Here is a 14,598-nt window from a genome sequence, read left to right as displayed (position 1 = left end):
ATAGGAGTATACCACTCGGCTAATGACGTGTAAACGAGAGCATGATAACGTATTAATTCGTTAAAGGTTATTTAAGTGATGTGTTTTCTGCAGCTAATCTTTTGATCAGCTTCCTAACATCTTCTTTTACATCATCTCGGTTAAGAGCGATAGCTAGCGTTGTCTCTATAAATCCGAGCTGATCACCTACATCATAGCGTTCCCCTTCAAATTCGTATCCGTATACCGCCTCTATTTGGTTCAGCCTTTCAATAGCATCCGTTAGCTGAACCTCATTACCAGCGCCCGCTTCCTGATTATCAAGCAGCTCCATAATCCCTGGTGTTAAAATGTAGCGGCCGATTATTGCCAGGTTGGAGGGAGCCTCACCTCTTCTAGGCTTTTCAACAAAATGTTCCACCTGATAGCGCCGGCCTTCCTGATAAGCCGGGGCGATAATACCATAGCGTGAAGTATCCTCTTCAGGAACCTGCTTAATTCCAATAATTGATGATTGAGTCTCCTCATATTGATCAATCAGCTGTCTTAAGCATGGCTTGTCTGCTTCTACAATATCATCTCCGAGCAGAACGGCGAAAGGTTCATCTCCGATAAATTTCCTCGCACACCAGACAGCATGGCCCAGCCCTTTCGGTTCCTTCTGCCGGATATAATGAATATCTACAGCTCCCGGCTGTTTTACCTTTTCGAGGAGTTCAAATTTTTCTTTTTTATATAAATTATCTTCAAGCTCAAAAGCATGGTCAAAATGATCTTCAATGGCCCGCTTACCTTTCCCGGTCACGATAATAATATCCTCTATGCCTGAGGCGATCGCTTCTTCTACTATATATTGAATCGTTGGCTTATCTACAATAGGAAGCATTTCCTTAGGCATGGCTTTCGTAGCGGGAAGGAAACGTGTGCCTAGTCCAGCTGCAGGAATAATTGCTTTTTTTACGGTCATTTGTCTTCCAGCCTTTCCATTAGTCTTTATTCTTAGAATAGCAAAAATAATGTGGAATAGACAGAACTTACCGTCACACTAAGAAAGAGCAGGCCCTGATAAAAGTAGTTAAGACATCGAAGGAGAGGTTTTCAAGGATTTATTTCCAAACAAATTTTCCCCACATAATGTTTTTTTAGCATTTTATGAGCCTTATCTGCCTCTTTTAAAGGAAACATATAACTAATATGAACAAATAAGTCGAATCTTATGATATAAGTCAGAAGACGTACGATGATCTCGCGGTCCGGATCGGCATTATAACCAGCTGCTGTCATTCCTTCAGGAAGTCGGAGTTCAGGGAATATTCCATTAGGATAAGCGATCCTTCCGCCTTTACGGAGACAATTCACAGCGCTATCAGCCTTTGTACCACCTGCAGTAAAAAGAGCTGCATCGAATCCACACGGCATATAACCTCTAGCCTGGGATGTAATATTCTCACTCTTACCATTTACCACCATATCACAACCAAGTTTTTTTACTATAGCAACTCCGTCCTCTCCGGAAGCAACTGCAAATACGCGCGCCCCCATTGCTTTTGCCAGCTGCACGGCGATATGGCCCACTCCTCCACTGGCACCGAAGATCATTATGGATTCTCCTTTTCTTAAATGCAAAACATCCTCCAGTCCCCGTAATGCAGTCAATCCTACGCCGGAAATAGCCGCAGCCTCCAGTCTTGTTAATTCTACCGGTATTGGAGTAACATACTCGGCTTCAACAACCGTATATTCCGCGTAAAACCCTCCCTTTGGGTTTAAGAAGGCTGGGGCATAGACTTGATCTCCTTCCTTTACACCGGTTACTTCCTCTCCAATAGCAATAACCGTACCCGATCCTTCAGAACCAAGAATATAAGGGAATTCGGGATCCATATGAAGCATTTCGGCATATCCGCCTTGTCGTTCAAACGCATCCCATTCACCAACCCCGGCGAAGGCAACTTCAATTAATACCTCCTGTGGTCCAATGTCAGGTATAAACGTTTCCTGGTATAACAATTCATGACAACCGCCAAAACGATGAAGAATTGCTGCATTCATTGTTCTTGAGGACACTTCCACGGTAACTCCTCCTTAAGTTATTTTCTATTAAAAATTTAACATAATAACATGTCAGGAATTGACATGTTATTATCAAAAAAGGAGGGAGATTTATGTCTAAAACTAAATTGCTATTCGATCTCATTGTCTACGTAAATGCAAAACGGAAATTTACCGCTCAAGATATCGCTTACGAATTCAATGTTTCCTTGCGAACAGCTCATCGCTACCTTTCAGAAATAGGAGAGATCGGTGTTCCTCTCTATACAGAGCCTGGGCGCAACGGAGGCTACCGTGTATTGGACAACCGGGTTCTGCCTCCCATTCTTTTTAACGAAAGCGAAGCCTTCTCTATCTTTTTTGCATTTGAATCTTTAAAATACTACCATTCTCTTCCCTTCGATGTTGATATTAAATATGTCTCCGATAAACTTTATTCATCTCTCCCAGCTGATACTAGAAAGAAAATGACTCAACTTTCTTCCGTATTAACTTTTTGGAACATAAAAAGAGGGGCAGACTCCCCCTATTTAAAGAAAATCATTGAAGCAGCTATAAATAAGCAAATAGTGGGCATTCAATATTACTCAAAAACAGGGATAGCCCCTAGAAAGATATCACCTATTGGTATGTATGCATATAATGGTTTCTGGTATGTGCCCGCCTTCGATATGGAACACTGTGCCATAAGAGTATTCCGTGCAGACCGCATTCAATCGTTCCGCAGGTTAAATAAACATTATGATCCTAATATTACGCTCCATGATTGGTTGACTAGCCATTTAAATGAAAAAACATTCTCCACACCTCTATACGTAGAATTAACTGGGGAAGGACTCCGCCAATGCAAAAGCCAGTCCTGGCTGGAACCATATATAGAGATAATAAATGAAGATGAAGGCTATATTGATACAAAAATTGACCGTAATGAAATAGAATATGTCTCCCATTACTTTTACCAATTAGGAACAGCGGCTAAAGTGGTGAAGCCTGTTGAAATGGTAAATCGCATATGTACATTAGCTGATGAAGTACTGCAGCATTACAAGACTTAGATTCTAAGCCTTTGTAAGAAAAACAGAAAAAGAGGAGGAAACCGAAGGGTTTCCTCCTCTTTTTCTATTTTTACTAGTATAGAGGATCTTAGTTCATTTGAGAACGAAGATAGGCGTTAATAAACTTATCAAGTTCCCCATCCATTACAGCCTGAGTATTTCCATTCTCTACATTCGTACGATGATCTTTCACCATAGAATAAGGGTGGAAGACATAGGAGCGGATTTGACTCCCCCAGCCAATTTCCTTCTGTTCCCCACGGATATCATCAAGCTGTGCCTGCTGTCGTTCAATCTCCAGCTGGTAAAGCTTGGATTTAAGCATCTTCATGGCCTGTTCGCGGTTCTTAATCTGGGACCGTTCCGATTGACACGTCACAATCGTGTTTGTCGGCAAGTGAGTAATACGAACAGCAGAATCAGTCGTGTTAACGTGCTGTCCGCCTGCACCACTTGAACGATACGTATCAATTTTTAAATCTTCGGTGCGCACATCAATCTCAACTTCATCATTGAATTCCGGCATGACCTCACAGGATACGAAGGAAGTATGACGGCGGCCAGACGAGTCAAATGGAGATATTCTAACGAGTCGATGAACTCCTTTTTCAGCCTTTAGGTAACCATAGGCATTATGACCTTTAACCATCAATGTTACACTTTTCACGCCGGCTTCCTCTCCAGGAAGGTAATCAAGAGTAGCTACAGAGAACCCTCGCTTTTCAGCCCAGCGTGTATACATACGAAGCAGCATGCTTGCCCAGTCCTGGGACTCTGTTCCGCCGGCACCGGGATGCAGTTCAAGGATCGCATTGTTTTTATCATAAGCTTCACTTAGTAGTAAAGACAGTTCAAAATTATCCAGTTTCTCTACAAGTTGTTGAATTTCTTCAACAAGCTCTTCTAAAAGATCTGCATCGTTTTCTTCTTTTACAAGCTCATAAGAAACTTCAAGATTTTCATGAGTTTCTTCATGCTCTTCAAGCGTATGGACAAGGGATTTCAAACTATTTACTTCATTAATAACCTTTTGAGCGGTGTCCTGGCTATCCCAAAATCCCGGCTCCGTCATTTCCTCTTCGAGTTCAGCGATCCTGGTTTTCTTTTGTTCGACGTCAAAGAGACCCCCTGAAGTCCGCTAATCGCTTAGCTGAATTGTCTAACTCGTGGCGAATTTCTGCCATATCCATATCCAATCACTCCTAATATTCTTCTAAAAACATAAGGGAAGACACTCTGTGTAAGAGTGCCTCTCTCCTTTCTTAACCATGACAATTCTTATACTTTTTACCGCTTCCGCATGGGCATGGGTCATTACGTCCCACGGAATCCTTCTTCACGAAAGGCGTCTTTTTCTTTGGCTGTTTGCTCTCCTGGCCGCCTGATACAGCGGTGGCGCCTTTTGCTACTTCCTGCCGCTGCAGGTTGTTGCGGATTTGGGCTTTCATGACATATTTAGCTACCTCTTCATCAATAGAAGCTACCATTTTTTCAAACATATTAAATCCTTCGAACTGATATTCACGAAGCGGATCATTCTGCCCGTAAGCCCGCAGGTGGATTCCTTGTCTCAGCTGGTCCATTTGATCAATGTGATCCATCCACTTCTGATCGACGGTTCGCAGAAGAATGACTTTTTCAAATTCACGCATTTGATCCTCTGAGAGTTCTGCTTCTTTTTCATCGTAGCGTTCTTTAACTTTTTGTAAAATTAATTCTTCCATCTCTTCTGGATCTTTGCCTTTGAGATCTTCAACTGTGATATCACCCTCTTCAAGCAGGTTGGCTTTCAAGTAATCTACAATCGCTTCTAAGTTCCAGTCCTCATCCAGTTCTTCCTGAGTGTGTGCCATTACTGTCTGATTTACTGTACTCTTAATCATCTGTTCAACGATTTCGCGTAAGTTCTCAGAATCCAGAACTTCGAACCGCTGTTTGTAGATAACTTCACGCTGCTGTCGAAGTACGTCATCATAAGAAAGAACGGTTTTACGAGCATCAAAGTTGTTACCTTCCACACGTTTTTGGGCAGACTCTACTGCTCGTGAAATCATCTTACTTTCAATCGGCTGAGAGTCGTCCATTCCAAGTCTCTCCATCATATTGCGCATATTATCAGATGCAAATCGACGCATTAGTTCATCATCTGTCGCAAGGTAGAATTGAGACATACCCGGGTCTCCCTGACGACCGGAACGTCCACGCAGCTGATTATCGATCCGGCGTGATTCATGACGCTCTGTCCCAATGACGGCAAGACCGCCCAGATCTTTCACCTCTTCACCGAGCTTAATATCCGTCCCACGGCCGGCCATGTTGGTCGCAATCGTAACTGCTCCTTTTTGACCGGCATTCTCTATAATTTCAGCTTCACGGAAGTGGTTTTTCGCATTCAATACATTATGAGGCACTTTCGCTTTCGTTAAATATCGCGAAATAATCTCGGAAGTTTCAACGGCTACCGTACCGACTAGCACCGGCTGTCCTTTTTGATAACGTTCTTTAATATCCTCTACGACGGCTTTGAACTTTCCATCCATCGTTTTATAAACAAGGTCTGGTTTATCGTCACGGATAATCTCTCTGTTTGTGGGAATGGTAATTACCCGCATGTTGTAGATATTTAAGAATTCCTCTTCTTCCGTTTTTGCTGTACCCGTCATTCCGGACAGCTTTTCATACATACGGAAAAGGTTTTGGAACGTAATAGAAGCTAGAGTCATGCTTTCATTTTGAATAGGCAGTCCTTCTTTTGCTTCGATTGCCTGGTGCAGACCGTCACTGTATCGGCGGCCTTTCATTAATCGACCCGTAAACTGATCGACGATAACGACCTCGCCTTCCTCTATTACATAATCTGTGTCTCGCTGCATTGTTGTATGGGCTTTTAATGCCTGATTAATATGATGAATCAGTGTCACATTTGATAGATCAAACAAGTTTTCAATTTTAAAGAACTTCTCAGCCTTATTGATCCCTTCTTCAGTAAGCTGTACGTTTTTTGTTTTTTCATCATACGTAAACTCATCATCTCTTTCCAGTAAACGAACGAAAGAGTTTGCTGACTGATAAAGGTCAGCGGATTTAGAGGCCGTTCCGGAAATGATCAGAGGGGTACGTGCTTCATCAATTAAAATTGAATCGACCTCATCAATAATAGCGAAATGAAGAGGACGCTGTACCATTTGTTCTTTATATAAGACCATGTTATCTCTTAAATAATCAAAACCAAATTCATTGTTCGTACCATAAGTGATATCAGCAAGATAAGCTTCACGCTTTTCATCCTTTGACATTCCATTTAAATTCAAACCGACTTTTAAGCCGAGAAATTCAAACAGCTGCCCCATCTCTGTAGCATCACGGCTGGCAAGGTAATCGTTAACTGTAATAATGTGTACGCCTTTTCCAGTAATTGCATTTAAGTAAGCAGGCATAGTAGATGCTAACGTTTTACCTTCACCTGTTTTCATTTCTGCAATGTTTCCTTCGTGGAGTGCAATGGCTCCAAGAATCTGTACTTTAAAGGGACGCATGTTCAAAACACGTTTAGATGCTTCTCTCACAACAGCAAAGGCTTCTACAAGAAGATCATCAAGAGTCTCCCCTTTTTCATAACGTGACTTAAACTCTTCTGTTTTTTGTCGAAGCCCATCATCAGAGAGCTTCTCTATATCTGTTTCTAGTTCTTCAACTTTTTCTGCTAGTTTCTCTAAATTTTTAAGTTGGCGATTCTCTCCACCAAAAATTTTCTTTAAGGTTCCAAGCATGGCAACCGCTCCTCTTTCATACCAAATCTTCGGTTGAATAGTATAATCCACTCCTAATCATAACACTAAGGGAGGCTTACTGACAACAGAACAGGAAAGCAGGATCAGTCCCGCAAGGATAAAAAAAGAGGACAAGTAATCCTGGGAAGACTACTTGCCCAGATGGAGGCGATTTAAGAGGAGGCAGAGGAGGTCGAGCGGGGAAAAAGCTCCGGAACGACTATCCGTTCCATTTTCACCTGGCGCTGATCAAGATCAGCAATTTTCCGGTTAAGGGCACCGATGATTTCAACAAGCTGGGCTATCGTTTTTTCTTGCTGTTTTGTTTGCTTTAGGACTTGCCCGCAAACTTTACATGGATAAGTATTAGACATTCACATCGCCTCCTTGGTAGGGATTACATCTTATTTATACACTCTTTTTATCAAAATAAAAAAGCAGCAAAAAATAGAACTTTATGTGACATTCCTTTCACAACAAAGTTTTCACCCAGTAAAACAGGAGAATTTAAATAAATGATTGGTCAAAAAAGAAAAATACTATCTATTTTAATTTCTACCACAAAAAAAACAGCTCCGCCGGTTTGGCAGAGCTGTTTTTTAGGATCAGGTTTCAATTAATCCATATTTTCCATCACGTCGTTTATATACAATATTTGTTTCATCCGTGTTCGCGTTTGTAAAAACGTAAAACGCATGGCCTAACATTTCCATCTGCAATGCAGCCTCTTCACTATCCATTGGTTTTAAGTCAAAACGCTTTGTCCTTACAATCTCGATATCGGAATCATTTTCTTCTTGTTGTTCAAGTCTTTGTTCTTGTGCTTCCCTTTCAAGTTCGGCAAACACATACTTAGGAGCACCCTCCTGGCGGGATCTCCGGTTCACTTTCGTTTTGTGCTTACGTATTTGTCTTTCTAATTTATCTACCACAAGGTCGATGGCAGCATATAGATCAGTGTTATGCTCCTCGGCTCGAAGAAGTAAATTCTTCATAGGAATAGTCACTTCAATCGTCTGCTCATCATTATAGACACTTAAATTTACGTGTACTTCAGATGACGGTGGAGTTTCAAAGTAGCGTTCCATCTTGCCCACCTTTTTTTCCACATAGTCCTTAATTGGATCTGTCACCTCTAAGTTTTCACCACGAATGTTATATTTTAACATCTAGAAGTGTCCTCCTTTCATCCTTATGTAGTTTATATTCTACCATACCCTCGCCCATTCCTGCATAAACTTTCAGAACTTTTCGAACTTTTTGTGTCGGAAATTGTTGGAAATGGTAAAAGATTGTAAATATGTACTATTGAAAAATGTCCCTTTACCAGTAATAATGTTATATTGGGTGAGACTTTGTAACAAAAGGTTATTAAAAACTCAATAGGAGGAGGTAGACTTGGAAAAGAGATACTTTTATGAAATTAATTTTGTAAGGGCAGTCGCCTGTTTAATGGTTGTTATGGTTCACGTCAGTGCTCGTTTTTATCATTCCATTGATGGTTATACCACTCTTACAAATTTCTTTAACCAAATATCAAGAATCGGCACTCCTCTGTTTGCTGTTATGAGCGGATTCCTTTTATATAATTCTATGATTGGGAAAAATTTTACACTAAAGCGGTTTATAAAAAGCCGAATGGTAAAAATTATCTCTCCTTTTCTTGTATGGAGTTTCATATATTTAGTGTACAAATATTATATGGGTAGTTACAGCATTCCTGACTGGTCTAACCAAGAACAAGTAAAAGATTTCATATACATGGTTATATCTGGAAAATCGCATTATCATTTATACTTTATCAGTTTAGTTATACAGTTCTATGTTTTGTTTGTATTAATTAAGAAGTGGCTGAATTTCAAATCTGTTATTTTCCTAACTATTACTTCTCTATTTATAAATTATGTATTCATTACTAATCATTTCGAAGCCGGAGGATCCTACCTAGAAAACTTCATAAATGGACGCGGGTTCCTATTACAGTGGCTTTATTACTTTATGCTCGGCTCATTATTTGTCCACCTATGGCCGTATATTCACGAATATTTATCTTTGAGAAATAACCGGCTTTTTGTTCAGATTACGGGGTTAGCCGTATTGGCTTTAATTGTTTTTGATTATCACACTAGCCAACAAGTTATAAATTCTAATGAAAATTTGATAAATTTATTTGCTATTCCTATCTCTTTTGTCGTAATCATAAGTATTTATTATTCTTTAATGTTAATTAGTGAAAGTATAATTAAAGTCTTTATAAGTTTAGGAAATATGTCTATGGGGATTTTTCTGCTACATCCTTTAGTTATTTACTTATATCAGGACTACGCACCATATGATGTATTTGCTTATTCAATATTTATAATCCCTTACCATCTTATGGTTATATTAATTTGTGTAATTATCTTAAAGGCTATTTCTTACGTACCTTTTAATGAATATATAGTGACCTTAGTCAAAGCTAACCCTCAAAATATAAACTATAATTTTAAAGAAACTAAAAACAAGTTAAACAAAGCAAGTTGACAGCCAGTGGATCTTATCCATTGGCTTTTTTATTATTAAAAATTTTAAACAATAATTATTGCACGGTATAGGCTTCATCTGTATAATCATAAACTATACAATTAAAACCAACTATATGGATAGGAATTATTATATACTGGGAGGAAGCAGATGTTTCTACAAATAAGTGATGTTGGGAAATCCTTTCATGACAGAGAAAATGGGGACTTTCAAGTATTTTCAAACATCAATCTTGATATCGATAAAAAAGAGTTTGTATCCCTGCTGGGACCATCCGGCTGCGGGAAGTCCACTCTGTTAGCATTAATTGCCGGATTGGAAAAAACGACCTCAGGGGAAATTTTATTAGAGGGAAATGAAATTAAAAACGCTGGGCCTGACCGCGGCATGGTATTTCAGCAGCCTTCCTTATTTCCATGGCTGGATGTAAAGGAAAACGTGACCTTCCCTCTAAAATCAACAATGAATAAAAAAGAAGCTGATGAACGAGCTGATCACTTTTTGAAAATGGTCCATCTCAGCCGCTTTAAAGACCGATATACTTATGAACTTTCGGGCGGTATGCAGCAGCGTGTGGCTATTGCCAGGGCACTCGCCATGGATCCTAAGGTATTGCTTATGGATGAACCATTTGGAGCCCTTGATGAACAGACTCGTCACATCCTTCATGATGAGCTGATAAAAGTATGGCAGGAAACACAAAAGACGATCGTTTTCGTTACTCACAGTATTCAGGAAGCTATTAAACTGTCAGATCGAGTTGTAGTTATGGGTACTCGTCCTGGACGGATCATCGCTGATTTTGAAATCGATATTCCAAGGCCCCGAAAAAGAGATGACGCCCGAGTGATAGAGCTAGAAAACAAAATAATGGATCTGCTTAAAGATGAAATAAATAAAGTTTTAAAGGAAGAGCTTAGTCATGACATTGAATATTCTAGTTAAACGGATTGTCTTTCTTGCTGTTGTCATTGGCATTTGGCAGTTGATCTTTTCCGCAGGCATTTTAGAAGAGATTGTTTTTCCCGCTCCTCTCAGTGTATGGGACGCTCTTGTCTACGGGTTTACAGAAGGAGACTTCATTGCAGCTTTGGGAGCCAGCTTTAGGCACTTATTTATTGGATTATTTTTAGCCATCTTAATGGGAACAGCTGTCGGGATTATTTTAGGTAAGTCCCGTCAGGCAGACGAAACAGCCGGGATGTATTTAATTGCTTTGCAGAGTATTCCAAGTATCGTCTGGGTACCACTAGCTATTATGCTTTTTGGATTTAGTGAATTTGCCGTTATTTTCGTCGTCGTATTAGGCGGTACCTTCGTAATGGCTTTGAATGTTCGTACAGCAATTCGCAGTGTGCCTCCACAGTTTATCCGGGCGGCACGAACGATGGGTACAAATGGCATTCCTCTATTTTTCAGAGTGGAAGTTCCAGCCAGTATTCCATATTTTATGACGGGACTGCGCTTAGCCTGGGCTTTCAGCTGGAGAGCCCTAATGGCCGGGGAACTGCTAAGTAACGGACCAGGACTTGGATATTCTTTAGCCTATGCACAAGATTATGCACGAATGGATCAAGTTGTAGCCATTATTATTATTATCGGTCTTATCGGATCTATAGCTGATCAAATCGTATTTTCCAAACTAGAGAAAAACGTAATGAAACGTTGGGGATTAGCTTAACCCCAGAAAGGGAGAGGTATATGAAAAAATTAATTACGGCACTTTCATTGGTGCTTATTACGGGTCTGCTGGCTGCATGTGGAAGCGGGTCTACTTCCGGAAGCGGAGATTCGGAAAATGAAGTAACGATCGGGTACTTCCCAAATATTGATCACGCAGCTGGAATGGTAGCGGAAGAAAAAGAATTTTACGAAGATGCACTGCCGGATGGCACAAAAGTTAACTTTAAATATTTTCCTGATGGATCTGCCTTTATGACGGCAGTCGAAACTGGTGAGATTGAAGGCGGAATAGTAGGTCCAGGACCTGCGATGAACTTTTACACAAGCGGAGCGAAAATTAATATTGTAGCTGCCGGTGCCACTGGCGGTACCGTAATTATGGCACGTAACGGTGCAGACATTGAATCCGCAGAAGACATTAAAGGGAAAACATTCATTTCCCCACGTGTCGGTTGTACCCATGATGTTCAGTTTGAGACGTTGATGAAAAATGAATTCGGCATTACATCAGACCGTTTAAATGGTGAAATGAAACACGTTACAGGAAAGCCTGCGACGTACAGCAGTATGTTTGAAACAGAAAAGGTCGACGTAGCCGCAGTGCCAGAACCGTGGGCGGCTTATATTGAAGCCCAGGGCACAGGAAAGGTTCTTTTTGAAAACGATGAAGTAGCACATAACGCTAATATGCCGGCTTCCGTATTCGTAACATCAGAAAGACTGAAAGAAAAAGACCCGGGCTTAATCCAAAACCTTGTCGATGCTCACAAGAAAGCGACTGACTATGTAAATGATAACCCGGATGAAGCGAAACAGATTGCGATTGATAAAATTAAGGAAATTACCGACCAGGAACTGTCTCAGGAAGTGGTTGATAATGCTTTCGAACGTATGACTTTCACTACAGTGGTAGATCCGAAGGAAGTTCAAATGTTTGCCGATTCTTCTTATGAGCTGCAATTCTTAGAAGAAAAGCCAAACCTTAACGGCCTTGTCGACTCTTCTTTTGTTGAATAAATAAAAATGAGCCTCCTCTTAAAGGGAAGGCTCATTTTTTTTGATCTAAAAACATCCCGTCATAGCTTGAAACACTTTGATAGGGATTCGTATATTTCTTTTGACTGGAGTGCTGCTTTCGTACGTGGCGAATCTTCTTTTTCAGCTTGCTCATATAGACAGTCAGCTTTTCACTGATAGTCTGATTGAGCATATACACTTGACGAGCAGCTGAGAGTTCTGATTCAGTCTCCGGCTGTGGCAGATCTTTCATTAAAAGTCCTCTCTCATGAAGAAGCATCTGAACTTTCACAGCCACGTCTTCCCGGTTACTATCAGTGACTCTTCGATCCACCTGCCGGCAAAGCTTATTAGTTATCCTTAAGAATTCCTGCCAGCCGGCCATTACGCAGTTCCGCCCGTCCCGTGCTGTAACTTCCGCGATTGCAGCAGCACCTGTTTCCACGTATCACGAAACTCGATAACGAGACGTTCCGCTTCCTCTAAAAGAGCACCATCATTTTTGGTATTGGCTTCAATTAATAAATGATGAATATATTCATAGAGAGGCAATATCTCATTCGCGACCTCATACTGCTGATCCATTGTGACCATCAGCTCAAGGATAATCGCCTGCGCTTTTTGAATCATAATATTTTTCTGTTCAATATTATTCTGCTCTACAGCTTTCCTGCCGGCACGGATAAATTTGATACAGCCATTATACAGCATCAGCGTTAACTCTCCCGGTGATGCGGTTTCTACGGAATTCGTTTGATAGGCTTGAATCGACATATTGATAGAACACTCCTTTAGTCATTACATCATGTGATTGAAAAAGTTCTGCTGAAGAAAAGAGGACTGTGAATTCATTTCCTGAATCGCTTTTTCCATTGCGCCAAACTGTTTCCAATAGCGATCCTCCAGCTCAACCATTTTATCTTCAAACCGCTGAATACGGTTATCCATGTCTTTAAGCTCCCGGCCGAGTGTGAAGGTTTCACTCGTACTTGACTCTTTTCCAGCCTTTCGTTCGATCGACTGCCGGGTGTAATCAATTGTATCCTCAAGGTGCCGGATAATCCCTTTATTGTCAGCTTCACCGCTATTCGCAAACAGAGCTTTCACAGATTCAGCATTCTCACTAAGAGCAGTTCGCAGCTCATCTTTATTGATCTCCAGTTTCCCTCTGGCCAAATAATTAGAAGAAGTCGAAATACCAATATCAGACAAAATAATGAGTTCGCTGCCCGTGTTTACCTTACTGTACCAGCTCGTCCGCATCTGCGTCAGCGCATTTGAGAGCACTGTATCACCATAAAGGAGCCCTTTACGTGCCTGCTCCTCCCACTTTTCAATCTCATCCTCCTCCATCGCTTTCTTCTGATCATCAGTAAGAGGCGGATATTCCCGGTTTTTCCGCTCATTCAGCTTTTCAGTAAGACTTTCAATAATGCTGTTGTATTTCTCCACGAACCCAGTTATTTTCTCGACCGCCTCGTCCACGTTATTGGTCACCGTTATCGTAGCTGTACCCTTTTCCTTCAAGTTAAAATTCACGCCATTAAGAGAATATGTATTTTTGTAAGACGTAATCTCAAGGGCGTTATTGTAAGTAAACCTGGCATCCTTACCGCCGACCTCTGCCGCTGGATTAAGACCTAGCGTTTCTGTTAAAAAAACGGACCCTTCGCCGCTGAATTGAATCTCATTTCCATCCACTACAAAATTTCCTGTCTTCGTCCGTTCAAACATCACCTTATCGGCACTTTGATCATAAAAAGCCCGAATGCCAAGATCAGAACTGCTAATGTCCTGCAGAAGTTTGTTTAAGGATTCTTCCTCATCAATCTCAAAAGTCATCTCCCCGTCGGCCGTTGTAATCGTAAAAGAGCCTTCATTTACCCATGTCCCGAATTTATCTCTTTGCGAGGCAAGTGAGGCAGAAGGGTCAAGCTTATCAGCTACAGAAGCTGAAATCATACGTTCACTGTAGTTATAAGCCGATTCAGCAATTTGTTTCACTTCCAGTTTATATGTACCTTCCCCCGCCCCAGAAGTAGCCCGGGCTTCAACATTAGAACTTGAAGAAACCGCATCCTTCCCCTGAAATGTGCGATCCAGCTTCATTTCCAATGCCAGCTGGTCAAGCTCTAAGAATTGCTTATTCACATCACGATAAGCATCCCGCTGCCACTCAAGACGCGTCTTAGTTTGTTCTAATTTATTAAGCGGCCTCCGCTCGGCTTGCATTAAATCCGCCACAATTCCATCAATATCCATCCCACTGGCTAATCCGCCTATACGCATTTTCTCCACTCCTTACATCCTATCGTCCACAATTCAGCCAAGAAACTCATTCATCGCCCCATAGTAATCCAGCATTTTCTTCGGTGGTATCTCCTTGACAACTTTCTTCGTGACCATATCCACAACCATATCGTGATTTGTTTCTTTTTATATCGGATCATTTTATAGATTGTGAAGAAAAAGGAAGAAGGAAAAAGAAAAAAAGCCCCGGAAAAGAGGCTCTTTAGTCG

At 41.0% G+C, this 14,598-nt stretch carries 15 protein-coding genes; 5 read left to right on the top strand and 10 right to left on the bottom strand.

Annotated elements, in window-relative coordinates:
* Positions 1-67 precede the first annotated feature (67 nt).
* Together galU and B7E06_RS07390 are read right to left on the bottom strand one after the other, a co-directional pair.
* On the bottom strand, positions 68-946 hold the full coding sequence (galU, locus tag B7E06_RS07395; protein ID WP_082233370.1) for a UTP--glucose-1-phosphate uridylyltransferase GalU: 879 nt from the start codon (positions 944-946) through the stop codon (positions 68-70).
* 131 nt (positions 947-1,077) lie between these two features.
* Positions 1,078-2,052, bottom strand: coding sequence for a quinone oxidoreductase family protein (locus B7E06_RS07390; RefSeq protein ID WP_245807696.1), 975 nt, complete (start codon positions 2,050-2,052; stop codon positions 1,078-1,080).
* A 92-nt stretch (positions 2,053-2,144) separates the two neighbouring features.
* Here B7E06_RS07390 and B7E06_RS07385 point away from each other — a divergent pair, with 92 nt between their 5' ends.
* On the top strand, positions 2,145-3,086 hold the full coding sequence (locus B7E06_RS07385; protein WP_082233369.1) for a helix-turn-helix transcriptional regulator: 942 nt from the start codon (positions 2,145-2,147) through the stop codon (positions 3,084-3,086).
* 88 nt (positions 3,087-3,174) lie between these two features.
* Here the strand turns inward: B7E06_RS07385 and prfB are convergent.
* The 4 genes from prfB to hpf form a co-directional block, all read right to left on the bottom strand.
* Positions 3,175-4,276, bottom strand: a protein-coding gene (gene prfB, locus B7E06_RS07380; RefSeq protein WP_143414467.1) for a peptide chain release factor 2 whose coding sequence is annotated in 2 segments (ribosomal slippage) — positions 3,175-4,203 and positions 4,205-4,276 — 1,101 coding nt in all. Because the reading frame shifts where the segments join, the coding sequence is not laid out codon by codon here.
* Between the two features lie 72 nt (positions 4,277-4,348).
* Positions 4,349-6,856: a preprotein translocase subunit SecA gene (secA, locus tag B7E06_RS07375; RefSeq protein ID WP_082233367.1), complete on the bottom strand. Its 2,508-nt coding sequence runs from the start codon at positions 6,854-6,856 to the stop codon at positions 4,349-4,351.
* A 173-nt stretch (positions 6,857-7,029) separates the two neighbouring features.
* Entirely contained in the window at positions 7,030-7,230 is a 201-nt protein-coding gene (locus tag B7E06_RS07370; protein WP_082233366.1) for a hypothetical protein, read from the bottom strand.
* Between the two features lie 231 nt (positions 7,231-7,461).
* Positions 7,462-8,025 carry a ribosome hibernation-promoting factor, HPF/YfiA family gene (hpf, locus tag B7E06_RS07365; RefSeq protein WP_082233365.1) on the bottom strand — a complete coding sequence of 188 codons (564 nt, stop codon included), beginning with the start codon at positions 8,023-8,025 and terminating at the stop codon, positions 7,462-7,464.
* Positions 8,026-8,254: 229 nt separating this feature from the next.
* Here hpf and B7E06_RS07360 point away from each other — a divergent pair, with 229 nt between their 5' ends.
* From B7E06_RS07360 to B7E06_RS07345, 4 genes are all read left to right on the top strand, one after another.
* Positions 8,255-9,379: an acyltransferase gene (locus B7E06_RS07360; RefSeq protein WP_082233364.1), complete on the top strand. Its 1,125-nt coding sequence runs from the start codon at positions 8,255-8,257 to the stop codon at positions 9,377-9,379.
* 150 nt (positions 9,380-9,529) lie between these two features.
* Positions 9,530-10,324, top strand: a complete 795-nt coding sequence (locus B7E06_RS07355) for an ABC transporter ATP-binding protein (RefSeq protein WP_082233363.1) — start codon at positions 9,530-9,532, stop codon at positions 10,322-10,324.
* The gene (locus tag B7E06_RS07350; RefSeq protein ID WP_082233362.1) at positions 10,302-11,060 is read left to right on the top strand and encodes an ABC transporter permease; all 759 of its coding nucleotides are present in this window, start codon (positions 10,302-10,304) and stop codon (positions 11,058-11,060) included. Before B7E06_RS07355 ends, B7E06_RS07350 begins: the two co-directional genes overlap by 23 nt.
* Positions 11,061-11,080: 20 nt before the next feature.
* Positions 11,081-12,079, top strand: a complete 999-nt coding sequence (locus B7E06_RS07345; RefSeq protein ID WP_082233361.1) for an aliphatic sulfonate ABC transporter substrate-binding protein — start codon at positions 11,081-11,083, stop codon at positions 12,077-12,079.
* A 31-nt stretch (positions 12,080-12,110) separates the two neighbouring features.
* Here B7E06_RS07345 and fliT read toward each other — a convergent pair whose 3' ends face one another.
* Genes fliT through B7E06_RS07325 form a run of 4 tightly spaced genes read right to left on the bottom strand, consistent with a single transcriptional unit; the run spans position 12,111 to position 14,485 of the window.
* A complete protein-coding gene (fliT, locus tag B7E06_RS07340) occupies positions 12,111-12,464 on the bottom strand; it encodes a flagellar protein FliT (protein WP_082233360.1) in 354 nt (117 codons plus the stop codon).
* Positions 12,464-12,853, bottom strand: a complete 390-nt coding sequence (fliS, locus tag B7E06_RS07335; RefSeq protein ID WP_082233359.1) for a flagellar export chaperone FliS — start codon at positions 12,851-12,853, stop codon at positions 12,464-12,466. The genes fliT and fliS overlap by 1 nt, the downstream gene beginning before the upstream one ends.
* A gap of 24 nt (positions 12,854-12,877) precedes the next feature.
* Positions 12,878-14,368, bottom strand: a complete 1,491-nt coding sequence (locus B7E06_RS07330; RefSeq protein WP_082233358.1) for a flagellar hook-associated protein 2 — start codon at positions 14,366-14,368, stop codon at positions 12,878-12,880.
* Positions 14,369-14,401: 33 nt separating this feature from the next.
* Positions 14,402-14,485, bottom strand: a complete 84-nt coding sequence (locus tag B7E06_RS07325) for a flagellar protein FlaG (RefSeq protein ID WP_245807802.1) — start codon at positions 14,483-14,485, stop codon at positions 14,402-14,404.
* Between the last annotated feature and the right edge of the window lie 113 nt (positions 14,486-14,598).

The sequence above is a fragment of the Halobacillus massiliensis genome, from assembly GCF_900166625.1.
Lineage (GTDB): Bacteria > Bacillota > Bacilli > Bacillales > Halobacillaceae > Halobacillus_A > Halobacillus_A massiliensis.
Note: the sequence above shows the minus strand (reverse complement) of the source record. Positions and strands in the feature narration are given on the sequence as shown.